This window comes from Pararhizobium capsulatum DSM 1112, assembly GCF_030814475.1.
GTDB lineage: Bacteria > Pseudomonadota > Alphaproteobacteria > Rhizobiales > Rhizobiaceae > Pararhizobium > Pararhizobium capsulatum.
In genome coordinates, this window is record NZ_JAUSVF010000001.1 from 552,325 (window position 1) to 574,015 (window position 21,691).

A 21,691-nucleotide genomic window follows, 5' to 3' on the forward strand; every position below is an offset into this window, starting at 1 on the left:
GCGGGCCGGGCGATCAGGCGCTGAGGCCGCCGAACAGCGTCGGCATGTCGAGCGGGCGGAAGCCGTAGTGGCTCATCCAGCGCACGTCGGCGTCGAAGAAGTTTCTGAGGTCCGGCATGCCGTATTTCAGCATGGCAATACGGTCGAGGCCCATGCCCCAGGCAAAGCCCTGGTAGACGTCGGGGTCGAGGCCGCCGGCGCGCAATACGTTCGGGTGAACCATGCCGCAGCCGAGGATTTCCATCCAGTCGGTGCCTTCGCCGAACTTGACGATCGGGCCGGAGGAGCGGTCGCACTGGATATCGACTTCGAACGACGGCTCGGTGAAGGGGAAGAAGGACGGGCGGAAGCGCATCGTCACGTTGTCCACCTCGAAGAAGGCCTTGCAGAATTCTTCCAGGATCCAGCGCATGTTGGCGACGTTCGACTTGGTGTCGACGACGAGACCCTCGACCTGATGGAACATCGGCGAGTGGGTGGCATCCGAATCCTGCCGGTAGGTCTTGCCGGGGATGATGATGCGGATGGGTGGGCTAGAGGTTTCCATCGTGCGGATCTGCACCGGGGACGTATGGGTGCGCAGAACCTTGCGCTCGCCCTTCTCATCGGGATTGAAGAAGAAGGTGTCGTGCATCTCGCGGGCCGGGTGGCCTTCGGGGAAGTTGAGTGCCGTGAAATTATAGTAGTCGGTCTCGATATCAGGGCCTTCGGCGATCGAGAAGCCCATGTCGGCGAAGATCGCGGTGATCTCGTCGATGATCTGGCTGATCGGATGAATGCGGCCGCGCTCGGTGGGCGACGAGCGGACCGGCAGCGAGATATCGACGGTCTCGCGGGCTAGGCGTTCGTTGATCGCCTGATCCTTGAGTTCGGCCTTGCGGGCTGAAATCGCGTCGCCGACGACGGTCTTCAGCGCGTTGATCGCCGCACCGCGGGTCTGTCGCTCTTCCGGTGTCATCGTGCCGAGCGTCTTCAAAAGCTCGGAGATAGAACCCTTTTTGCCGAGAGCGCCAACGCGTACGGCCTCGATCGCGGGCTCGTCGGCGGCCGCGGCGATGTCGGCGAGAAGGGTGTGTTGCAGTGTATCGAGTTCGCTCATTCTGTCCTGCCTTGAGTGCGGGAATAATAGTGTGCCAGCGTCGTCATCGTCGCCGACCGAAGGAAGTCAGTTGCGGAAATAAATCGCATGATATCTTTTCCGGCCCGAAGGCGCGCCGCAAAGCGAGCGAACGGCAAAAGCCGGCTAAAGAACGGCACGATCTGCCCAAGTGCGATCTCCGCGTGCTCGGGTCGATGGCTGCGCCAGGCTTCAAGCACCGCTGCAGGCGTTTCGGGGTGAAGGCAGCGGCTTGCGACTTGAAGAAACAAAAGCCAGATATCGCGCGCCTGGGTCGTCGCCAACCGCATAACCGCGTCGGGCTCCTCTTCAAAATCCAGAAACCCGAATGCATCACCGTCAAGCACGAAATCGCGTGGGTGCGGCCGCCCGTGGCAAAGCCCGGCAGCATGCAGGCGTCCAAGTTCGAGGCCACAGCGGACGAGGAGCGCACCGTGGGCGACGGGGTCACCTTTGGCCAGGCCGTTCATTTGCTGCAGCACGTTCTGGCCGAGATGGGAGAGCACGAGCGTGGTGTCATTGCGGTAGAGAACGGTTGGCGTGAGAAATCCGGTTGCGGTGAAATTTTCGATCCGGCGGATTTCGCGTTCGACCATGCCCTGAGCATTCAGGAGCGGTGCGGGGCGCAGCACCGATTGGCGCAGGAGCCGCGCCAATAACCAGAGGATGCGTTTGCGGAACCGCGGGCCGAGGCGTGCATAGCGCTTCACCCAAACCGTCTGATCGGAAAGAGTGACACGCTGGACGCGGTCTGTCCCGCCGGCAAGCGTTGCCAGCACCAACCCGATATCGTCGTCCTTCAGTTCGGGTAGCATCTGCCGCCCTTTGCCTTGCTGTTGGCGTCTTGATGAGGAGGCCTGCCGGCCCATAAGAAAACCCGCGCCAGCCTACCAGCGCGGGTTTCCCAAGTACTAGAAATAAAGTCTGGGAAGCGCTGGTTTACTTGACCGCGCTTTCAAACTCGTTTGCCGTGCCGGCATCCTTGAGATAGGCAAGCGCCTTCTTGGAAGCTTCGACCAGCGCGCCGAAGGCTGCCGGCTCATGGATAGCCATGTCGGACAGAACCTTGCGGTCGACTTCGATGCCGGCCTTGTTCAGACCGTCGATGAAACGGCCGTAGGTCAGGCCGAATTCGCGGACAGCAGCGTTGATGCGCTGGATCCACAGAGCGCGGAAGTTGCGCTTGTTGACCTTGCGGTCGCGGTAAGCAAACTGCTTGGAGCGATCAACCGCAGCCTTTGCAGCGCGGATGGTGTTCTTGCGGCGGCCGTAGAAACCCTTGGCTGCCTTCAGTGTCTTCTTGTGCTTGGCGTGGGAAGTTACGCCGCGTTTTACACGTGCCATGTCATGATCTCCTTAAAATCCAAAAGTGCCAGATGTCTTAGAGACCGTTCGGCAGGTAGTTCTTGATGACCTTCTTGCCATCGGGCTCAGCCAGCACCATGGTGCCACGGGCATCGCGAATGAACTTGTTGGACCGCTTGATCATGCCGTGACGCTTGCCTGCGGCAGCCGCCATGACTTTGCCGGTTGCGGTGATCTTGAACCGCTTCTTGGCAGAGGACTTCGTCTTCATCTTGGGCATTTTGCTACTCCATGTTCTTGATATGAGATCGACTGACGAAGGTCGTCTCCAGCGTAAAGAACGGCCACGGCATGCCCTGCCGGACCGTTCGGACGGGGGCTTGTAACCGAACTACCGGGAAAGTGCAACGGGATTCGCCGCAACCTCCGTTATTTCGATCGATCAAGCCATTTCATCGAAAAAGCCGCCCCGAAAGGCGGCCTTTTCATCAAAGCAAGCTTTCGCTTGATTACTTCGGTGCCAGCACCATCATCATCTGGCGGCCTTCGAGCTTTGGCTCGGCTTCCACCTTGGCGATGGTGGTGGTGTCTTCCTTGACCTGAAGCAGCAGCTTCATGCCGAGTTCCTGGTGGGCCATTTCACGGCCTCGGAACTTGAGCGTCACCTTTACCTTGTCGCCGTCTTCGAAGAAGCGGTTCATCGCCTTCATCTTCACGTCATAATCATGCGTGTCGATATTGGGGCGCATCTTGATCTCCTTGATCTCGATGACCTTCTGCTTCTTGCGGGCTTCGGCGGCTTTCTTCTGGGTCGCATATTTCAGCTTGCCGAGATCGAGGATCTTGCACACCGGCGGTTCGGCGTTGGGCGAGATCTCAACCAGATCAAGGCCGGCTTCTTCCGCCATGCGCAGCGCCTGGTCCGTGGGCACGATGCCCTGGTTGTTGCCTTCGGCATCGATAAGCTGAACCCGGGGAATCCGGATTTCCTTGTTTGAGCGGGGCCCGTCCTTGACTGGGGCGTCCGTTTTGAAAGGTCTGCGAATGGTCGTACTCTCCTCGAGCTGTTACGATATGTAGTATATGGGGCATTGCGCAATCCCGGCCAAGGGCCGCTCAACTGCTGCTGAATGCCTGCATGAATTGCTGAGGCGAAGTCTTTAGCACAGGTCTATTTGGAAATCACCACCTGTCATGCACCTGAAGAATCTGTTTTAGAAAGAAAAACGGCATCTGAACGAGACTTCGAGGAAAATTCCATGACGAACCCGCCGGAAAACACCGAGCCGACCTACCTCGATGTCGGTTCAGGAGACGAATCGCGCCGGATCGCCGTGATTTTTCTCCCGGCCGGCAAGACCGAGCTGCCGGCCCTGGTCTGGCTCGGTGGTTATCGCTCCGACATGAGCGGCACGAAGGCGGTCGAGCTTGAGAGACATGCGGCAGCGCTCGGCGCGGCCTGCATACGCTTCGACTATTCCGGTCACGGGGTTTCGGGTGGCGCCTTTCGCGACGGCAACATCTCCCGCTGGCTGGAGGAAAGTCTTGCCGTTGTGGATCATACTGTCGCAGAGCCGATGATCCTTGTCGCCTCGTCCATGGGCGGCTGGATTGCGCTGCGGCTGATCGAGGAGCTGCGCAAGCGCGGCGAAGGAGATCGTGTCGCCGGCCTCGTGCTGATCGCCCCGGCACCGGACTTCACCTCGGAACTGATCGAACCCAACCTGACGGAGACAGAAAGAGTTTCCCTTATCGAACGCGGCTATTTCGAGGAGCCCACGCCTTACGGGCCGGAACCCAATATCTATACCGCCATCCTCATCGATGACGGGCGGGAAAATCGCGTGCTGAAAGGCATCATCGAAACCGGTTGCCCGGTTCATATCCTTCAGGGCATGCAGGATCCCGACGTTCCGTATACCCATGCGCTGAGGCTCGTCGAGCATCTTCCAGCCGACGACGTGGTATTGACCCTGATCCGCGATGGCGACCACCGCCTGTCCCGGCCCGAGGATATCGCCCGAATGCTCGCTGCAATCGATGGTATGCTGGCCGGCTGAGCAATCCTTCCGAGTTACAACAAGACCCCTCTCACGCCTCACCGTTGGGGGAGGGCTAATCTGGTTATGGACCCCAGCCGGCGAGCCGGGCCTGATGCTGCGCCTCATCTCGACTCAGCAGGTTAACCTTTGCGCCGCTGTCAAGCGTGCAAAACCTGCCTTTCCGCCCGTTAACCATAGGGATCGATCCCTAATTCTGAAGATTGACGAAACCCGATCTGCGTTGTTAACTCTTTTTTAACGATTAGAGCGGTGCGCGAGGGGAACAGTTCGCGAAGCCGGCAAGAGTTCCAGATTTTGCGGGGCTTCCGGAATGATCCGGAATACCGCGCCACAGGGGATTTGCATGGCGCAGTTGACTGGGGTTAAAGCAATGATCGTGGGGTTTGCCACCATTGTTGCATCGGCGGGTGCGGCCATTCCGGCACCGAACGCCACATCGCTCTTCATGCAGACCGGCGCCGTGACATCTCAGCCGATCGGCCACTACGAATTCTGCCGCAGTCACAAATCCGAGTGCGAGATCAAGTCGGCTTCCGCGCCAGCTCCGCGCGTGACCGAATTCGGCTGGCAGGTGATCAACAAGATCAACCAGACCGTTAACCGCGACATTACCCCTGTCACCGACGAAGACCTTTACGGCCAGGAAGAACTCTGGACCTATCCCGAAACGGCTGGCGACTGTGAAGACATCGCGCTTCTCAAGCGCAAGCGTCTCATGGAAAAGGGCTTTTCCGCCTCCGACCTGTTGATGACCGTCGTTCGTAAACCGGATGGAGAAGGCCACGCGGTGCTGACCGTACGCACCGCCCAGGGCGATTTCATCCTCGACAACCTCGACAACGAGGCAAAGCTCTGGACCAAGACGCCCTATCGATTTTTGAAGCGCCAGGCTTCCTTCAACACCGGCCGCTGGGTCACCATTGAAAACGGTGCCGAAGTTCTGGTGGGCTCGGTCGGCAACTGATCAGGACCGGACGGTTTTTAAAAAAGGCGGCCTTCGAGGCGCCTTTTTGTTGACCTGTTGTCAGGCGTTGCCGATCAGAATGCCCGCCGCCAGCACCAGCCCGCCGCCGAGCACCACCTGGAAGACGGCGCGGAAAAAAGGCGTTTCCATATATCTGTTCTGGATGAAGGCGATCGCCCAGAGTTCGAAGAACACGACGGCTGCGGCAATCGCAGTCGCAGTCCAGAAATGCGATATCAGATAGGGCAGAGTGTGGCCGAGCCCGCCGAGCGCCGTCATGACGCCCGATGAAAGGCCTCGCTTGATGGGCGAGCCACGGCCGGAAAGCTTGCCGTCGTCATGGGCCGCTTCCGTAAAACCCATGGAAATGCCTGCGCCGACCGAGGCCGAAAGACCGACGAGGAAGGTTTGCCAGGTATCCTGCGTTGCAAAGGCTGCAGCGAAGATCGGCGCGAGTGTCGACACCGACCCGTCCATCAAGCCGGCAAGACCGGGCTGCACATAGGTCAGTAGGAATTGCCGCTTTTCTGTCTGCCGCTCCTCGTCTCCGGCATCCCCCGCTCTATGCTGTTCAACAAGGCGTTGGGCAAGCGAATGGTGGGAGCGTTCAGCCATGGCGAGGTCGCCCAGAAGCCTGCGTGTTTCGGCATCCGTCACGTTCGCCGCCGCCTGTTCGTATAAACGCTGAGCTGCTTCCTCCATCGCTTCCGCTTGCAGACGGGCCTGTTCGATCGGCATGAAAGCCACCAGCCAGTCCGGCTTGCGATCGCGAAATCCGCGCACATGCTCGCGACGGATAAGCGGAATACGTGTGCCGAACCGACGCACATGCAGGTCAATCAGCATCTGTCGGTGACTGTCTTCCTCTTCCGCCATCTCGTCGAAGATGGCAGCGGAATGGGGGTAGTTTGCGCGCAGCGCGTCGGCATAGGCGAGGTAGATGCGGCCGTCATCCTCCTCGCAGGAGATGGCGAGCGCGAGAATTTCCTGCTCGGAAAGCGCCGAAAGCGGGCGACGGGAACGAAGGCGGGAGAAAAACATGCGGAAACCTAGTTTAGAATAATTCTAAATCTAGGAGAGAGTAGTGACCGCGTCAAGGTCGCGGTACCCCGAACCGTAAGGAGTGTTGTCCTTCGTGATGCGGTGGACTCGACAGACACCCGTCACGCTTCCTAAATGAAGGAAAGATAAGCCGGAAAGCGCCGCGATGAACCCGCTCTATGCCAGCAAGGATACGTTTCTCGATCGCGTCGGCCGACGTGTTGCGGGTCGGCTGACGACCCAGACCTCGGGCTACGAGCCCTATACACCCTCCGATCCCGAAACATTGGCGCGAACGCTGCGCCCCTGCGATATCCTGCTGATTGAGGGAAACCAGAAGATCTCTTCGGCGATCAAATATCTCACCCAGTCGACCTGGTCGCATGCCGCCTTCTTTGCAGGCGATGAAATCCCCCTGACACTAGACCAGGCAACGCTGCCCGTGATCCAGCGCCCACAGCTGATCGAGGTCAATCTGGGGGAGGGCTGTGTAGCTGTGCCGCTCCGCAAGTATTCGACCTACAACACCCGCATCTGCCGGCCGGTCGGCCTCACGCCGGACGATCGCGACAAGGTCCTGTCCTTCATGATCTCGCGACTTGGCCTCAAATATGATCTGAAGAATATCTTCGACATGCTGCGGTATTTCCTGCCGGCGCCACCCGTGCCCGTGCGCTGGCGACGGCGCATGCTGGCCTTCGGTTCCGGCGATCCGACGCGGGCGATCTGCTCGACGCTGGTTGCCGAGGCCTTTGCCGGCATCCAGTATCCGATCCTGCCGGAAATCACCCGTGCGCCCGGCCGGGCAGCTGCAACCTCGACCTATTCACGGGCCGAGATCCTTCATATCCGCCACCACTCGCTTTACACGCCGCGCGACTTCGACCTCTCTCCCTATTTTGCCGTGGTAAAGCCGACGCTCGAATATGGCTTCGACTATAAGCGGCTGCAGTGGGAGCCGGGCGAGGATTAAAGCGCCAGGTTCAGCGTCTGCTCGCGCACGATATAGGCCTTCTGCCGGTCGGTGATGTAGTCGCGCACGATCGGTGCGGCATCGCGGGTGCGGGAAAGCTGCATGTGGAAGACAAGCTGGCTGCCAGTACGGAACATCATTTCACAGCTGATGAGATAGAATTCCCACATGCGGGCAAAGCGCTCGTCATACATGGCAACCACCTTGTCGCGGTTCTTGTCGAAGCGTTCGCACCAGTGTTTGAGCGTCGTCGCATAATGGACGCGCAGGAATTCGAGATCGCTCACCCACAGGCTGTTCTGCTCGACAACCTCGAAGACCTCTGAGAGTGCCGGCGAATAGGCGCCGGGGAAAATGTATTTGCGCAGCCAGGCGCTTGCCATGCCGGGCGGACTCATATGGCCGATGGAATGCAGAACAGCGATGCCATCGTCCGGCATCAGCGCATTGACCTTCTTGAAGAACTCGTCGTAGTGCTGCACGCCGACGTGCTCGAACATGCCGACGGAAACGATGCGGTCGAAGGTTTCGTCGACATCGCGATAATCGCGCAGTTCGAAGCGCACGCGGCCTTCAAGGCCGGCTGCCTTTGCCCGCTCCGTCGCCAAGGCCTGCTGCTCTTTGGAAAGCGTCACGCCGAGCACCTCGACATCCTCCAGCTGGGCGAGATAGAGCGCGAGGTCGCCCCAGCCGCAGCCGATATCGAGCACCTTCATGCCGGGCCTGAGGCAAAGCTTGGAGGCAAGCAGCCGCAGCTTGTTGCGCTGCGCCTGCTCCAGCGTCTCCTCCGGATCGCGGAAATAGGCGCAGGAATAGAGCATGTTGTCGTCGAGGAAGAGTTTGTAGAAATCGTTGCCGACGTCGTAGTGATGGGCGACGTTGCGCTGTGCCTCGCCCTTGATGTTGGACTGCTGGCGGTTGCGAAACCGCATCTTGATCGAGCGAATGAATTTCTGCACCGGATAAGCGCCGAGCGACAGGCGGTTCAGCGAGAAAAGCTGCAGGAAATCGCGGAGCGTCGAGCCTTCCTCGAAGCGCAGCGTACCGTCCATATAGGCCTCGCCGGCGGCGAGTTCGGAATTGAAGACGAGCGAGCGGTAGAGCTTCGGCTCGGTGAGCCGCATGGTCACTTCGGGACCGGGTGTTCCGGAAAACACATGCCGTTTTCCGGCAGCGTCGATAACGGTCAACTGGCCCTTGCGGATAAAGGCCTTCATCATATGCGACAATGGAAACATACATTCCCTCAAGCGATATCGTGGCTTCCTGACGAGGGCATCCTATCACCGGCTTTTGAAAAAGCGCGGAAATAATAGAGGATTTAGGCACGCAAAGCGTGTCGAAGTGAAGCGGTGAAAATTCGGTTACCCGGCGCGTAACCAAGGGCTTGTGCGCCGGCAAATTCATATTTGTCGGGAACAGGGATGAGGAAATTTGATGGACGTCGCGGCCGGCTGTGTTTTATCTCGATGCCTGTGCCGGTTCGGGAACAAACAGCGCTCTCCGCCGTTTTCTTGGGAGTTGAACCAAGTGGAGCACGACAATGGACGTGAACGGTGTCGGATGGATTGCAGCACTCCTGATTGGCGGTCTGGCCGGATGGCTCGCCGAACAATTCATGAAGTCGAATATGGGCGTCTTGATGAATATTATTCTGGGTATGATCGGCGCTGTTGTGCTGAACGCGATCCTGGCTTTTGCCGGCATGGCGTTTGCCGGTTGGCTCGCCTATCTGGTGATCGGCTTTATCGGCGCCTGCATACTCATTGCGGCCGGTCGCGCCATCAGGCGCTAGGCCGACCAGTCAGCCAAGGAGAAGACGATGTTGACGTTTGCGGCAGAGGGAAACGGGCAGGGCAAGCTTGAACTCAACGGCTATTCAGAGCCGGTAGCTTATGAACTGGTCGTTGCCCGTGAGGACGATGACAATACCCGTCAGGTTCGCATCCGTCTCAACGCCCCGCGTGACTGGCTGTTGAAGCAAGGCTTCAGTGGCGAGGCTGTTCTCGTTCGCAACAACGGCGCCCGGATCGCCGTGAAGCGCGAGGGCGGGCTTAATGTTGAAGATGCCATTTCCGTCACGCTCGAAGGATATGACGACAGTCATGTCGGCGCGACGGATCTTGCGGAGGCATATCCCGAACTCAGCACGGCCAATCGCCACTGAGGGGAGGATCGTCCCGGAAGAAATCGCCAAAATGAAGGAGGGCGCGCTCCAAGACCGCGCCCTTCGCAATTTGAAGTGTTGTAGAGTTTGTCAGGGAAAAGTGGGAACCGGTTTTCCCGAAAAGACAAACGGAAACAAAAAAATCTGGAGGACGTCTGGTTCAATCTGAACCAGACGTCCTCTAGTCCAACCGATAGGATCAGTCCTTGGCGCGCTCGACATAGGAGCCGTCTTCGGTCGCGATAACGACACGGACGCCGGCGTTGATGTGTCCGGGGACGAGGGTGCGAACGCCGTTTGAAAGGATGGCGGGCTTGTAGGACGACGACGCCGTCTGGCCCTTGACGACCGGCTCTGTCTCGACGATCTCGAGCGTGACGTGGCGCGGCAGTTCGATGGCGATCGCAAGACCTTCGTGAACCGAAAGAATGCAGGTCATGCCTTCCTGCAGGTAGTTCTTCAGGTCGCCGATGTCTTCGGTCGACATGACCAGCTGGTCATAGGACTGCGGGTTCATGAAGTGGAAGCCTTCGCCGTCTTCGTAAAGGAAGGTATGTTCGGTGTCCTCGACGAAGGCACGCTCGACCTGCTCAGTCGTGCGGTAACGTTCAGAAACCTTCACGCCGTCGGAGATGCGGCGCATATCGACCTGGGTCACCGGCGTGCCCTTGCCAGGGTGGAAGTTCTGGGCCGTCAGAACGACGTAAAGCTTGCCGTCGACATCGAGAACATTGCCCTTGCGGACCGAAGAGGCGATTACCTTGACCATAAGTCTTCCTTGCAACAGAGGCTGTCGCGTCGTAGAGGAGCGCACAAAGCCTGCCCAGACGCTGATTTCAGAGTTTTCGGGCCGCACCTATCCTATATTCATGCAAATTGCCAGCGGGACGACCACGCGAGGCAGAAGAAAGGCGGAAAGACGCGCAGAAGGCGTTGTTCACCGTCAAACCGGAACCGATCGAATGGCCTCGCTCAGCACGACATCCGTCGCATCTCCCTGGTGGACACCCGATGTTCATGCCGATCGTCGCGGGTTTCTGCTCGGTCGCAATCGGATCCAGGCGGCCCTGCGCGGCTTCTTCGTGGATCGGGATTTCATCGAGGTCGACACGGCGACATTGCAGATTTCTCCGGGCAACGAGGCTCATCTTCACGCCTTCGCCACCGCAGCTATCAATGCCGATGGTAGCGAAGTGCCGCTCTATCTTCACACTTCCCCTGAATTCGCCTGCAAGAAGCTTCTGGCAGCCGGCGAACAACGTATCTCCTGCTTCGCCCATGTTTATCGCAACCGCGAGCGAGGTCCTCTCCACCATCCAGAATTCACCATGCTGGAATGGTACCGTGTCGGAGAAACCTATCAGGCGCTGATGGACGATTGCGCCGCCATTCTGGCGCTCGCCGCCCAGGCTGCCGGGCGTGATGTCCTGAGCTATCGCGTCCGCGTCACCGATCCTTTCGCCGTTCCGGAGCGCATCACCGTCGCAGAGGCTTTCGCCGCCCATGCCGGCGTCGATCTGCTCGCCTCCATAGACGGCGATGGTGAAACCGACCGCGAGCAACTGGCGGGAAGCCTCCGGCAAGTGGGCATCCGCGTTGCATTGGATGATACATGGGCTGATCTCTTCAGCCGCGTCATCGTCGAGAAGGTCGAACCCAATCTCGGGCTTGGCCGCGCCACGATCCTCTATGAATATCCGGTTGCCGAAGCAGCGTTGGCGCGCCCAACGCCGCATGATCCGCGCGTGGCAGAGCGTTTCGAGCTCTATGCCTGCGGTGTCGAGCTTGCCAATGCCTTCGGCGAACTCACGGATGCCGGCGAGCAACGCCGACGCTTCGGCTTCGAAATGGCGGAAAAACAACGCGTCTATGGCGAGAGCTATCCGCTGGATGAAGACTTCCTGTCGGCGCTTCATATCATGCCCGAGGCAAGCGGTGCCGCTCTTGGCTTCGATCGGCTGGTGATGCTGGCGACAGGCGCGCAGCGGATCGATCAGGTGATCTGGGCGCCGGTTGCGGAGACTGCCTCTTGAACGCGCCAATCCCTTCGCCCGTCGCCCGCGCCCTGAAAAGCGTGGCAGACCTGGAGGCTGCCAGGCTGATCGCGCCAGAGGCAGCACCCTCCCTTGGCAGCATCGGCGAACACTATGCCATAGCCGTAACGCCGGCCGTTGCGGCCTTGATCGATCCCGCTGACGCGAATGACCCGATTGCCCGCCAGTTCATCCCCGATCCGGCCGAACTGATCCGCCTGCCGGAAGAACGCGACGATCCGATCGGGGACGCGGCGCACAGCCCCGTTCCCGGCATCGTTCACCGTTATCCGGATCGGGTGTTGCTCAAGGCCGTGCATGTCTGCCCGGTCTATTGTCGCTTCTGTTTCCGACGAGAAATGGTTGGGCCCCAGGGTCTGGGAACGCTGGCGCCATCCGAAATGGACGCCGCTTTCGAGTATATTGCCGGTCATCCGGAGATCTGGGAAGTGATCCTCACCGGCGGTGACCCCCTGGTGCTTTCACCCCGGCGGTTGCGGGCGATCACGGAAAGACTGGCCGCTATCGATCATGTGAAGGTCGTGCGGTTCCACACACGCGTTCCTGTCGTCGAACCAGCCCGCCTCGATGCTGCACTGATCGAAGCGCTCAAGGCCAGCGGCAAGGCTGTCTATCTCGCCCTTCATGCCAACCATCCGCGGGAGTTTACCGACGATGCGCGCCAAGCCTGCGCCCGGCTTGTCGATGCCGGCATCGTTATGGTCAGCCAGTCGGTGCTCTTGAGAGGCGTCAATGATGACGTCGAGACACTGGCTTTGCTTATGCGCAACTTCGTCGAAAACCGCATCAAGCCCTATTACCTGCATCATCCCGATCTCGCGCCGGGCACAAGCCATTTCCGGCTGACCATCGAAGAAGGTCAAGCGCTGGTCGCTGCACTGCGTGGCCGGATCTCCGGGCTTTGCCAGCCTGCCTATATCCTCGATATTCCCGGTGGCCACGGCAAGGCGGTAATCTCCGCAAGCACGATCGCAAACGAGGGCGGAGGGTGTTTCACTGTCACCGATTTTCGCGGCAACGCGCATAACTATCCGCCGCGATCGGAGTAGAAGCGTCGCCTCGGATAGGCGACGCTGACAGGACAAAGCGCTGCCGCCGCTTCAATTCGTGGTGTGATCCTCGACATGCTCGGCTGGCGCAGCGGGTGATCTGCTTCCGATACCCGTAATCTGGTGACCCCGCTCGCGCAACCATTGGAAGGCGACATAGAGGGCGGGGATAAGGAAAATACCCACGACGGCAGCCGCGAGCATGCCGCCGGCGACGCCGGTACCGACAGCCCGCCGGCTGAGCATGCCGGCGCCTTGCGCGACGATCAGTGGCACGAGGCCGATGATGAAGGCGAAGCTGGTCATCATCACGGCGCGGAAACGGGTACGCGCACCCTCGATTGCCGCATCGATGATGCTGGCACCCTTTTCGCGTCGATCCTTGGCGAATTCGACGATCAGGATCGCATTCTTGGAGGCAAGCGCGATCAGCACGACAAGGCCGATCTGGGCGTAGATGTCGAAGGACAGCCCGGCCACCAGGATGGAAATCAACGCGCCGGCAACGCCGACCGCAACGGAAAGCAGGACCGGTATCGGGATGGTCCAGCTTTCATAGAGAGCCACGAGGAACAGATAGGCAAACAGCACCGCGAGCGCGAGGATGACGGTGGTCTGGCCGGCTGCCTCCAGTTCCTGCAGGGCGGTTCCGGTCCATTCGTAGCCATAACCCGAAGGCAAGGTCGTGGCGGAAAGCTGCTCCATCGCCGCCAGTGCTTCGCCGGAGGATACGCCCGGCGCCGGCTGGCCATTGAGGGTGATCGAGCGGTAGTTGTTGTAGCGCACGATGGATTGCGGGCCGACGATATATTGTACCCGCGCAACCGAGGCGACAGGCACCATCTCGCCGGATGAGTTGCGCACATGCAGCCGCGAAATATCATCGACGGAACTGCGATCTGCTTCTGCGGCCTGCATTGTGACCTTCCAGCTTCGGCCGAAAAGGTTGAAGTCATTAATGTAGTAGGAGCCGAGCGTGCCCTGCAGCGTGGTAAAGAGGTCGCTGACGGAGACGCCAAGTGCCTGCAACCGGTCGCGATCGAGATCGAGATAGAGTTGCGGTGCGCTTGCCGAATAGGTCGTGAAGGTCGGGCCAAGCAACGGATTCTGGTTGGCCGCGACGATCAGACCGCCTGCCGTCGCCGACAGCTCGGCCGGCGGTCGTCCCTGCAGATCGAGAAGCTGATATTCGAAGCCGGAACCGGTGCCAAGACCCATGATCGGCGGCAGGTTGAAGGCAAAGACCTGCGCCCCGCGAATGGCCTGACCTTTCATCATCGTCGTGCGGATGGCTGAATCGACAGATGCGCTGGGGGCCTGGCGCTCTTCGAAGGATTTCATCGTCACCAGAGCAAAGCCGCTGTTGGATTTCGAAAGACCGTCGAGGAAGCTATAGCCGCTGACGGTGAAGACGTTCGAAACTCCCTCGACCCCGCGCAGCATCGTCTCCACGTTGGAAACAATCTCGCTTGTGCGGTTGAAGGATGCGCCTTCCGGCAGGCGGACTTCGACGAAATAGGCGCTCTGGTCCTCGCTCGGCAGAAAGCCTGTCGGCACGATGCGGAACAACCAGCCGCTGGCACCGATGGCGACGGCAAGCAGGACGACGCCGATGACGGCGCGACGGGCAATATGACCGGCAACGAAGACATAGCCATCCCGGCCATTGTCGATCCGCCGTGAAATCCAGCCGAGGACGCCACGTTTTTCGCCATGATGCGGTTTGAGCAGAATGGAGCAAAGCGCAGGGCTGAGCGTCAGGGCGTTGATGGCGGAGAGCACCATCGAGACTGAAACGGCAACCGCGAACTGCTGGAAGAGCTGGCCGCTCAGGCCAGGAATGAACGCAACGGGAACGAAGACCGAGAGCAGAACGAGGGTGATCGCGACAATCGCACCGGTGATCTCGCCCATGGCCACGCGCGCCGCCTCCGGCGCCAGCATGCCCGGATTTTCCTCCATCACCCGCTCGATATTCTCGACGACCACGATCGCGTCATCGACCACGATACCGATCGCGAGAACGAGAGCCAGAAGCGAGATGGTATTGAGCGAGAATCCGAGGGCAAGGATAACCGCAAAAGTACCGATCAGCGCCACGGGCACCGCGACCAGCGGAATAAGCGTGGCCCGCCAGTTTCCGAGGAAGAGGAAGACCACCAGTATGACGAGCGCGAAAGCTTCGATCAGCGTATGCACGACGTTGTCGACGCTGGCCGAGACGAACTGCGAGGTATCGTAATTGACCTCGTATTTCAGGCCGGGTGGAAAGCTTTTCGACAGCTTTTCCATCGTGTCGCGAACACCCTTGGCAGCGGCAAGCGCGTTGGCGCCGGGAGCCTGATAGGTCCCGATCATGGCGACCGGCTTGCCGTTGAAGCTGGCGCTGGAATCCGAGGTTGCTGGGCCGAGTTTGACCTTGGCGACATCGCGGATGCGGATGAAGGAACCATCGGGTTGCGCCCGCAGCACCACGTCTTCGAATTGTTTCGGGTCGGTCAGGCGCCCCTGGGTCTGCAGATTCAGCTGGAAGAGAGGGTCGTCGGTCATCGGTTGGGCGCCGATACGGCCGATCGCCGCCTGCACGTTCTGGGCCTTTAGAGCGGCAATGACGTCGGAAGGCGTCATGTCGAGACTGGTGAGACGATCGATATCGAGCACGATCTGCATCGAATAATCTTTGGCGCCGAACATCGAGGCATCGCCGACGCCGGGAATGCGCTTGATCGTGTCCATCAGGTTGATGGTCGCATAGTTCGATAGGAAGAGCGCGTCGAAATCCTTGCCTTCGCCGTAGATCGCGATGACCTGCATCAGCGCCGAGGATTTCTTGCGCACGCTCACACCGGTCTGCTTGACCTCGGCGGGCAGTCGCGCCTCGGCAAGCGAGACGCGGTTCTGCACGTTGACGGTGGCGATGTCCGGATCGGTGCCGACCGCAAAGGTGACGGTCAGATTGTAGGAACCGTCAGCGCCGCTGGTCGATTTCATGTAGAGCATGTCATCGACACCGACGATCTGGCTCTCGATCGGCTGGGCAACGGTTGCCTCGACCACATCTGCGCCGGCGCCCGGATAGGAGGCGGTCACGCTGATCTGCGGCGGCACGATGTCAGGAAATTGTGAAACGGGCAGCCGCGTCAGCGCAATCAGGCCGGCGAGCGTTAGCACGATGGAAATGACCGCGGCGAAGCGCGGGCGATCAATGAAAATCTCGGAGATCATGGCTCAACCGCCCGCTGCAGGGGTTGCATCAACGGTCGCGCTCGGGCGAACCTTGCCCACGCCGTCGGTAATCACCTGCTCGCCTTCCTTCAGGCCCGAAGCAATCACCGCCTGGCCGCGTGCGGAACGCGTAACATCGACGCGGCGAAGCTCGACCTTGGAATCGGTGCCGACGACCATGACGAAGGCACCCTGCTGGTCGCGCTGGATCGCCTGCTCCGGAACCGCCAGAACCTCCTGCTTGTCTTCCTGTTCAAGGTTGACGCGAACGAGCGTGCCGTCGAGCAGGGTAGAGTCGGCATTGTCGAACGCCGCTCTCACGATCACCGTATCGGTGCCTTGAGAAACATTGCTCGCGATAAAGTCGACCGTGCCCTTCTCGGGATATTGTCTGCCGTTGGGCAAGGTAATGCCGACATTGGCGCCGCCGCTGTATTTTCCACTTTTTACGCCTTCGCGATATTCCAAGAGAAGCGCTGTTGCGACCGGAAACTGCACGTAGATCGGATCAAGCCGCGTCAAGGTCACCAGGGCGCCACTGTCCGGGCCGACCAGAGCGCCGACATCGGCAGTTGTCAGGCCGACAATGCCGTCGAACGGTGCCGTTATCTTGGTATAGGAAAGATCAAGCTCCGCTTTCGCCTTGGATCCCTCCAGGCTGACCAGATCGGCCTCCGCCTTTTTGAGCTGCGCTTCGGCGATATCGACCTTGGATTGCGGCGTGGTGTTGGATGCGAAGAGCTGCCTTTGGCGGTCCCGTTCGATTACGGCCAGGTCATGTTGCGCTTGCGCTGCGGCCAGCGATCCTTCGACCTGCTGCAAGGCAGCCTGGTAGGAACCGTCCTCTACCTCATAGAGCACGGTTCCGGCCGTGACCTTCTTGCCCTCGGTGAAGTTGATTTTTTCGAGAAAGCCGGAAACGCGGGCGTGGATATCGACCTTCTGAACGGCGACGAGGCGGCCGGTGAAATCGACGCTTTCGCGCAGGTCCATGATTTTCGCAGGCGCGACGATAACGGAGGGTGCGGGTGCCTGCTGGGCAAAGCTCGCGGTTGCCGTCAAATTGGTTGCAACAAGCACTCCCAGTGCAAGCGTCGAGAGCAGAATCCTCGGTATCGGCATGCTAAAACCCCTTGAATTTAGCTGTTATTCCAGTCTCCTCAGGCACGTAAGCTGCAGACTAATCATGAAAAATTGAATTTGAAAGACAATTGTGCGTCGCTGTTTTAGCAGATTGGACGGCTAGCCAAGGACCTCTGGGACAGCAGGAGGACGAACAAAAGCAGTTGGCCAGGGAAAGATTCGGGAGGGTGCGGCACACCGGTGGCGGGCATCTATTTTGGGGATGCTATAGCTGAAGCCTGCTGAAAAGGGCGCCCGGTTTCGGTCTTGCGGAAAATGGAGCGGATATGGCTGCGGACGGTTTCATAGGCGAGACCGGATTAGAGTTTGTCAGGGAAAAGTGGAAACCGGTTTTCCCAAAAAGACAAACGAAAACAAAAGAATCTAAAGAATGTCCCGTACAATCTGAACCAGACATTCTTTAGGCGGCGATATCGACAGCGCCGGTCCCCTTGGCGAGCGGCATCGAGATACGCGCTTCGGCCGGGGTCAAACCAAAAAGGGCTGCAAGCTTTTCCGGCTTTTTCGGGTGCGTAAATTCCTAACGAACTCACGCCCATGCGCATGAAAAAAGCCGGCCTCCGCAAACGGTGACCGGCTTTAAGCATAGTTGAAGCAAAGGTTTTAGCCTTCGCGGATCGGAGCGATGGAGATTTCGACGCGGCGGTTCTGCGCGCGGCCAGCTTCGCTTGCGTTGGACGCCACCGGGCGATCCTGGCCGTAGCCGATGGCCGACATGCGTCGCTGGTCAACGCCCTGTGTCGCAAGGTAGTTGGCGACCGAAGCGGCGCGGCGTTCCGAGAGGCCCTGGTTGTAGCTAGGATTGCCGGTCGAGTCCGTATGGCCGTCGACGTCGACAAGCGTCTTGTTGAACTTGCGCAGCACGATCGCCACCGAGTTCAGCGTTGAGTAGAAGCCCGGTATCACCTGGTCCTGATCGGTCGCGAAAGTGATGTTCGAAGGCATGTTGAGGATGATGCGGTCGCCGGCGCGGGTCACGGAAACACCGGTCCCCTGCAGCTGGGCGCGCAGTTCAGACTCCTGGCTGTCCATGTAGTTGCCGATCAGGCCGCCGCCGAGTGCGCCGATCCCGGCACCGACGAGCGCTGCGTCACGCCGCCCACGGGCGCTACCGCCAACGAGCAGGCCGGTTGCCACGCCAAGGCCCGCGCCAATCAGCGCGCCGCCAGCCGTGTTCGACATCTTCTGTTCGCCCGTATAGGGATCGGTGGTCGTGCAGCCGGAGAGATAGACGGCCGCGATGGCCGCGATGGCAGTTTTCTTGATCATGGAATCATTCGTCCTCAAAAAGTGCTTCCCTGCTTCATACTACCGATTGCGGCGGGAAGATGAAGACGTTGCATATACACGAGCATATCGTGTTGCAGACGGAGCCGGTGACGTCCTAGGGACGGCGCAACGGTGTGCGAAGATCGAGACAGCGCCGGTTCAAAAACCCGGCGCTGTCTCCGGCTCATTACTCGGTCAGGTCAATTTCTTCGGTGTTGCCGCCGGTGCAGGTGTAGCAGCAATCGTCGCAGGTTTCGGCATTGTCCGGGCCGGTGCCCCAATAGGTAGCCTTGTCACCGGAAACCCAGGCGCCGTAGCAGATTTTTTCGCCTTCATCGCAGGCCAGCGGAATCTGCTTGGTCTCGCCGTCATCCAGATAATAGACCTGATTGTTGCCCGGCCAGACATGGTCACGGTCCTGGCTGTAGAGTTCGAGCTCGACGGCATTCGGATGGCTGTTGCGCATCTGGAAGGTAACGTCGGCTGCAAACGAGGCAGCGACAGAACCCAACAGGATTGCAGCGGAAAGCGCGCCAAGCTGCGCGCGGCGAATGATGGACATGAATGATTTCCCCTTTTGCATCGGCGCCCCGCCGACGCGTATTGGCTAGCATGCAAATCGGGCTTGCGAAACGGGGTGGAGCCAGCCGTTTGCGCCATTTTTGGTAATTATCTGCTGCTCAGATCGCCGAAAGCGATTTGTAAAAAAACGTGGAGCCACAATAACTACCGTCCGGCATCAGCGCGTATTGTGGGATGACACCAACACGCTGCCAGCCGAGCTTCGAATAGATGGTTTCCGCCGCGCTTCCCGTTGCTGTGTCGAGGACCAGAACATGTCTCTTGTGATGGAGCGCCTCCGCTTCTGCTCGCTCCATCAGTAGCCGGGCGAGCCCGAGGCCGCGTGCCCTGCGATGAACCAGCAGCTTCTTCAGGTCCGCCCGGTGCGGCTGGTTCGGCATGGTACCGATGCCAAGTTGCACGGTACCGACAATATCCTCGCCCAGCTTTGCGGCGATCAGCACGGTCTCACCGACTTGAATGGCGGAAACAACACCGCGCCAATAGGGCAGGGCGTCTGCAGTCGAATAGGGGGTCAGGAAGCCGACGGAAGCACCGCCTTCGACACAATCGGAGAGGATTTCGCAGAGCGCCGGTATGGCCGTTTCGGCCTGTGCAGAGGAAAGGACGTGCAGGACAGGTTGGTTCATCGCTGTATCACTTTTTGCGGTTGAGAACGACGGCGTAGCGCGCCGGCTCGTTATAGGGGTTATGGAAGACGTGACCATCGCCCAGCGCCATGAAAAGGCAGTCTCCCGCCTCCAGCACATGGATCTCGTCACGAAGGGTCATGTTGAGCCGGCCGCTGAACAGCCAGATATGCTGTGTTGTCCCGGTCTCGATCTGGTGTGGATCGAAAACAACACGAGCGCCGGGTGGAAACTCGACGTCAACGATATCGACGGAGGAATCGACTCCTTCGGGCGAAACGGAGCGGCGTAGATAACCGGTTTCCGGATCTCGCCACTGACGCTGGTCGCAGCGGCGCGAAAAAGGCGAGGCGGGCGCCTCGTCGGTGGCGAAAAAGCGGGAGAGGGTCGTCCCGAGTGCTGCGCAAAGCCGCGCGAGGAGCTGCGCGGTCGGGCTTGCCTCCGATCGCTCCACTTTGGAAATCATCGCGCGACTTACGCCCGAGCGCGTGGCGAGGTCGTCGAGAGTTAAGCCACGCTGTTGGCGCAGCAGGCGGATGCGTTCGCCAATGGCGGCTTCGAGAGGGTCGTTGTTTTCCATTATATGAGAATTGTATTTTCTCATAATGGAGTCAAGCGACTGGTCATCCCGCCGGAATTATTTTCGCCATGCCGCTTTGGCGATAGCCGGGGCACTTGGCAAACGCTACGATGGTCTCGCTGTCTGCCCGGAAACGTGTTCTATGGCAATATGTTAGATAGCGTTTAAGGAGCAGAGGGTTTCCATGACGGCCGCAGATCACCCGCAGGTTGGCGAACCGGGCGGCTCGCTCTTGTCCATTGCCAGCATCGTCCTTTCCATGGCCTGCGTCGCCTTGGGCAACGGATTGATGCTGGCTTACGTGCCTTTCGTGCTGTCGCGGGCGGATGCTCCCTCCTGGGTTACCGGGGCTGCGGTCACGTCGCTGGCCTTTGGCGGCTTTGCCGGCTGTTTCATCGCAGGGCCGGTCATACGCCGCGTCGGCCATGCCCGTGCCTTTGCTTGCTCTATGGCATTCGTCATAGTCTCGGCCGTCATCATCGCGCTCGGGGTCAATCCACTGTTGTGGCTGGCAGCACGCATGCTCTACGGCATGTCGGGCAACGCAAATTTCATCATCGCCCAGAGTTGGGTCAATCATGCGAGCGCCAACAGCTGGCGTGGCCGTGCCATGTCGGGTTTCTATATGGCCTATGTCATCTGCCTCGGCGTCGGCGCCTGGATCTTCGGCCAGATTCCTGCGGAGGGCAATGTCTCCCCATTGCTGACGATCTGCTTCACCGCCATCGCCATCCTGCCCGTCGGCCTTACGCGGCTTCCCAATCCGCCACCGCCGGCCAAGGTCAGCGTCGATATTCCCATGACCTGGCGCAATTCGCCTGTCGCCTTCGTCGGCGTCCTGGCTGCGGGCGGGCTTTCGATGACGGTGCAGGGTTTCACGCCAATCTATGCCGCTACAAATTCCGTCAGCCAGCAGGACGTTGCGCTGCTGATGTTTGTCATGCAGCTCGGCCTGATCTTCATCCAGTATCCGCTCGGCGTCCTGTCTGACAGGATCGACAGGCGCATCGTGCTGATTATTGCATGCCTGCTGATCGCGGCTGCGGCTCTTGCCGCCTTCTTCGTCCCGTTCTCGCAAATGCTCGTTCTCATGCTGGTCTTCGCGATCTGGGCAGGTGCAGTCGAGGCGGTCTACTCGCTTGCCAATGCCCATGCCAACGACCGCACGGTACCAGCCGATTTCGTGCCATTGGCTTCGACCATGCTGCTCTGCTGGTCGAGTGCGGCGACCATCATCCCCCTGGGGGTCACGGTGTTGACGCCCATTTTCGGACCGCAGACCTTTATCTATGCCGTACTCGGCATCGCATTTGCCTATATTGCCTTTGTTGCGGTCCGCTTGCTGCACCGGGAAGTCATGCCGGCGCACCTGCGCGAGAGCTTCGAGATCAAGACGGCGCAGATGCCAAATGCCGAGGGGCTGGTCGAAGGCCACGGAATGCCAGCGGACACTGGGCGCTGAGCCCGGAATTATAGTCAACAATCGGTGCATTTCCCGCTTTGCGGCGGTTGCGACCACTGCTATATGCG

General features: G+C 59.7%; 22 protein-coding genes. 8 read left to right on the forward strand and 14 right to left on the reverse strand.

All coding sequences use genetic code 11. The features are described 5' to 3' along the window. Positions 1-13 precede the first annotated feature (13 nt). The 5 genes from pheS to infC form a co-directional block, all read right to left on the reverse strand. A complete protein-coding gene (gene pheS, locus QO002_RS02500; RefSeq protein ID WP_307226360.1) occupies positions 14-1,099 on the reverse strand; it encodes a phenylalanine--tRNA ligase subunit alpha in 1,086 nt (361 codons plus the stop codon). Next, entirely contained in the window at positions 1,096-1,932 is an 837-nt protein-coding gene (locus QO002_RS02505; RefSeq protein WP_307226363.1) for a BUD32 family EKC/KEOPS complex subunit, read from the reverse strand. Before QO002_RS02505 ends, pheS begins: the two co-directional genes overlap by 4 nt. Before the next feature lie 124 nt (positions 1,933-2,056). Next, positions 2,057-2,461 (reverse strand): 50S ribosomal protein L20, encoded by a 405-nt coding sequence (rplT, locus tag QO002_RS02510; RefSeq protein ID WP_307226364.1) that lies wholly within the window; start codon positions 2,459-2,461, stop codon positions 2,057-2,059. A gap of 37 nt (positions 2,462-2,498) precedes the next feature. Then, on the reverse strand, positions 2,499-2,702 hold the full coding sequence (rpmI, locus tag QO002_RS02515) for a 50S ribosomal protein L35 (RefSeq protein WP_018323613.1): 204 nt from the start codon (positions 2,700-2,702) through the stop codon (positions 2,499-2,501). Between the two features lie 229 nt (positions 2,703-2,931). Continuing rightward, positions 2,932-3,468, reverse strand: coding sequence for a translation initiation factor IF-3 (infC, locus tag QO002_RS02520; protein ID WP_307233094.1), 537 nt, complete (start codon positions 3,466-3,468; stop codon positions 2,932-2,934). A gap of 213 nt (positions 3,469-3,681) precedes the next feature. On the opposite strand from infC, the gene QO002_RS02525 reads away from it, so the two are divergent. Both QO002_RS02525 and QO002_RS02530 read left to right on the forward strand, forming a co-directional pair. Then, on the forward strand, positions 3,682-4,482 hold the full coding sequence (locus QO002_RS02525) for an alpha/beta hydrolase (RefSeq protein WP_307226370.1): 801 nt from the start codon (positions 3,682-3,684) through the stop codon (positions 4,480-4,482). A gap of 346 nt (positions 4,483-4,828) precedes the next feature. Beyond that, positions 4,829-5,449, forward strand: coding sequence for a transglutaminase-like cysteine peptidase (locus tag QO002_RS02530; protein ID WP_370878441.1), 621 nt, complete (start codon positions 4,829-4,831; stop codon positions 5,447-5,449). A gap of 60 nt (positions 5,450-5,509) precedes the next feature. On the opposite strand, the gene mbfA is transcribed toward QO002_RS02530, so the two are convergent. After that, positions 5,510-6,490 carry an iron exporter MbfA gene (mbfA, locus tag QO002_RS02535; protein WP_307226372.1) on the reverse strand — a complete coding sequence of 327 codons (981 nt, stop codon included), beginning with the start codon at positions 6,488-6,490 and terminating at the stop codon, positions 5,510-5,512. Positions 6,491-6,656: 166 nt separating this feature from the next. Between mbfA and QO002_RS02540 the strand changes: the two genes are divergently transcribed. After that, positions 6,657-7,463, forward strand: a complete 807-nt coding sequence (locus QO002_RS02540; RefSeq protein ID WP_307226375.1) for a C40 family peptidase — start codon at positions 6,657-6,659, stop codon at positions 7,461-7,463. Here QO002_RS02540 and QO002_RS02545 read toward each other — a convergent pair. Beyond that, positions 7,460-8,701, reverse strand: coding sequence for an SAM-dependent methyltransferase (locus tag QO002_RS02545; protein WP_307226377.1), 1,242 nt, complete (start codon positions 8,699-8,701; stop codon positions 7,460-7,462). The genes QO002_RS02540 and QO002_RS02545 overlap by 4 nt on opposite strands. A 305-nt stretch (positions 8,702-9,006) precedes the next feature. Here QO002_RS02545 and QO002_RS02550 point away from each other — a divergent pair, with 305 nt between their 5' ends. Together QO002_RS02550 and QO002_RS02555 are read left to right on the forward strand one after the other, a co-directional pair. Then, positions 9,007-9,258, forward strand: a complete 252-nt coding sequence (locus tag QO002_RS02550; protein WP_307226379.1) for a GlsB/YeaQ/YmgE family stress response membrane protein — start codon at positions 9,007-9,009, stop codon at positions 9,256-9,258. A gap of 27 nt (positions 9,259-9,285) precedes the next feature. Then, a complete protein-coding gene (locus QO002_RS02555; RefSeq protein WP_307226381.1) occupies positions 9,286-9,630 on the forward strand; it encodes a hypothetical protein in 345 nt (114 codons plus the stop codon). Positions 9,631-9,829: 199 nt separating this feature from the next. Here the strand turns inward: QO002_RS02555 and efp are convergent, their stop codons facing one another. After that, positions 9,830-10,399 carry an elongation factor P gene (gene efp / locus QO002_RS02560; RefSeq protein ID WP_307226383.1) on the reverse strand — a complete coding sequence of 190 codons (570 nt, stop codon included), beginning with the start codon at positions 10,397-10,399 and terminating at the stop codon, positions 9,830-9,832. 193 nt (positions 10,400-10,592) lie between these two features. Between efp and epmA the strand changes: the two genes are divergently transcribed. Both epmA and QO002_RS02570 read left to right on the forward strand, forming a co-directional pair. Next, positions 10,593-11,663, forward strand: a complete 1,071-nt coding sequence (gene epmA / locus QO002_RS02565) for an EF-P lysine aminoacylase EpmA (RefSeq protein ID WP_307226385.1) — start codon at positions 10,593-10,595, stop codon at positions 11,661-11,663. After that, positions 11,660-12,733, forward strand: coding sequence for a lysine-2,3-aminomutase-like protein (locus tag QO002_RS02570; RefSeq protein WP_307226387.1), 1,074 nt, complete (start codon positions 11,660-11,662; stop codon positions 12,731-12,733). The genes epmA and QO002_RS02570 overlap by 4 nt, the downstream gene beginning before the upstream one ends. Before the next feature lie 51 nt (positions 12,734-12,784). On the opposite strand, the gene QO002_RS02575 is transcribed toward QO002_RS02570, so the two are convergent. From QO002_RS02575 to QO002_RS02600, 6 genes are all read right to left on the reverse strand, one after another. Continuing rightward, the gene (locus QO002_RS02575) at positions 12,785-15,958 is read right to left on the reverse strand and encodes an efflux RND transporter permease subunit (protein ID WP_307226389.1); all 3,174 of its coding nucleotides are present in this window, start codon (positions 15,956-15,958) and stop codon (positions 12,785-12,787) included. A gap of 3 nt (positions 15,959-15,961) precedes the next feature. Further along, a complete protein-coding gene (locus QO002_RS02580) occupies positions 15,962-17,080 on the reverse strand; it encodes an efflux RND transporter periplasmic adaptor subunit (protein WP_307226391.1) in 1,119 nt (372 codons plus the stop codon). A gap of 624 nt (positions 17,081-17,704) precedes the next feature. After that, a complete protein-coding gene (locus QO002_RS02585; RefSeq protein ID WP_307226393.1) occupies positions 17,705-18,370 on the reverse strand; it encodes a YiaD family glycine zipper/OmpA-like lipoprotein in 666 nt (221 codons plus the stop codon). Between the two features lie 187 nt (positions 18,371-18,557). After that, positions 18,558-18,932, reverse strand: coding sequence for a hypothetical protein (locus QO002_RS02590; protein WP_307226395.1), 375 nt, complete (start codon positions 18,930-18,932; stop codon positions 18,558-18,560). A 118-nt stretch (positions 18,933-19,050) separates the two neighbouring features. Then, positions 19,051-19,581 (reverse strand): GNAT family N-acetyltransferase, encoded by a 531-nt coding sequence (locus tag QO002_RS02595; RefSeq protein ID WP_307226397.1) that lies wholly within the window; start codon positions 19,579-19,581, stop codon positions 19,051-19,053. A gap of 7 nt (positions 19,582-19,588) precedes the next feature. Further along, on the reverse strand, positions 19,589-20,161 hold the full coding sequence (locus QO002_RS02600) for a helix-turn-helix domain-containing protein (RefSeq protein ID WP_307226399.1): 573 nt from the start codon (positions 20,159-20,161) through the stop codon (positions 19,589-19,591). Between the two features lie 184 nt (positions 20,162-20,345). On the opposite strand from QO002_RS02600, the gene QO002_RS02605 reads away from it, so the two are divergent. Beyond that, a complete protein-coding gene (locus QO002_RS02605) occupies positions 20,346-21,623 on the forward strand; it encodes an MFS transporter (RefSeq protein ID WP_307226402.1) in 1,278 nt (425 codons plus the stop codon). Positions 21,624-21,691: the final 68 nt, after the last annotated feature.

What these genes read in the sequence shown, in the direction of transcription:
- QO002_RS02525 (WP_307226370.1), top strand. Translation starts at nt 3,682, where the DNA reads ATGACGAACCCGCCGGAAAACACCGAGCCGACCTACCTCGATGTCGGT.
- rpmI (WP_018323613.1), bottom strand. Translation starts at nt 2,702, where the DNA reads ATGCCCAAGATGAAGACGAAGTCCTCTGCCAAGAAGCGGTTCAAGATC.
- QO002_RS02585 (WP_307226393.1), bottom strand. Translation starts at nt 18,370, where the DNA reads ATGATCAAGAAAACTGCCATCGCGGCCATCGCGGCCGTCTATCTCTCC.
- epmA (WP_307226385.1), top strand. Translation starts at nt 10,593, where the DNA reads ATGGCCTCGCTCAGCACGACATCCGTCGCATCTCCCTGGTGGACACCC.
- QO002_RS02505 (WP_307226363.1), bottom strand. Translation starts at nt 1,932, where the DNA reads ATGCTACCCGAACTGAAGGACGACGATATCGGGTTGGTGCTGGCAACG.
- QO002_RS02550 (WP_307226379.1), top strand. Translation starts at nt 9,007, where the DNA reads ATGGACGTGAACGGTGTCGGATGGATTGCAGCACTCCTGATTGGCGGT.
- QO002_RS02555 (WP_307226381.1), top strand. Translation starts at nt 9,286, where the DNA reads ATGTTGACGTTTGCGGCAGAGGGAAACGGGCAGGGCAAGCTTGAACTC.
- pheS (WP_307226360.1), bottom strand. Translation starts at nt 1,099, where the DNA reads ATGAGCGAACTCGATACACTGCAACACACCCTTCTCGCCGACATCGCC.
- rplT (WP_307226364.1), bottom strand. Translation starts at nt 2,461, where the DNA reads ATGGCACGTGTAAAACGCGGCGTAACTTCCCACGCCAAGCACAAGAAG.
- QO002_RS02540 (WP_307226375.1), top strand. Translation starts at nt 6,657, where the DNA reads ATGAACCCGCTCTATGCCAGCAAGGATACGTTTCTCGATCGCGTCGGC.
- QO002_RS02545 (WP_307226377.1), bottom strand. Translation starts at nt 8,701, where the DNA reads ATGTTTCCATTGTCGCATATGATGAAGGCCTTTATCCGCAAGGGCCAG.
- QO002_RS02605 (WP_307226402.1), top strand. Translation starts at nt 20,346, where the DNA reads ATGACGGCCGCAGATCACCCGCAGGTTGGCGAACCGGGCGGCTCGCTC.
- QO002_RS02590 (WP_307226395.1), bottom strand. Translation starts at nt 18,932, where the DNA reads ATGTCCATCATTCGCCGCGCGCAGCTTGGCGCGCTTTCCGCTGCAATC.
- efp (WP_307226383.1), bottom strand. Translation starts at nt 10,399, where the DNA reads ATGGTCAAGGTAATCGCCTCTTCGGTCCGCAAGGGCAATGTTCTCGAT.
- QO002_RS02580 (WP_307226391.1), bottom strand. Translation starts at nt 17,080, where the DNA reads ATGCCGATACCGAGGATTCTGCTCTCGACGCTTGCACTGGGAGTGCTT.
- mbfA (WP_307226372.1), bottom strand. Translation starts at nt 6,490, where the DNA reads ATGTTTTTCTCCCGCCTTCGTTCCCGTCGCCCGCTTTCGGCGCTTTCC.
- QO002_RS02595 (WP_307226397.1), bottom strand. Translation starts at nt 19,581, where the DNA reads ATGAACCAACCTGTCCTGCACGTCCTTTCCTCTGCACAGGCCGAAACG.
- QO002_RS02575 (WP_307226389.1), bottom strand. Translation starts at nt 15,958, where the DNA reads ATGATCTCCGAGATTTTCATTGATCGCCCGCGCTTCGCCGCGGTCATT.
- QO002_RS02600 (WP_307226399.1), bottom strand. Translation starts at nt 20,161, where the DNA reads ATGGAAAACAACGACCCTCTCGAAGCCGCCATTGGCGAACGCATCCGC.
- QO002_RS02530 (WP_370878441.1), top strand. Translation starts at nt 4,829, where the DNA reads ATGGCGCAGTTGACTGGGGTTAAAGCAATGATCGTGGGGTTTGCCACC.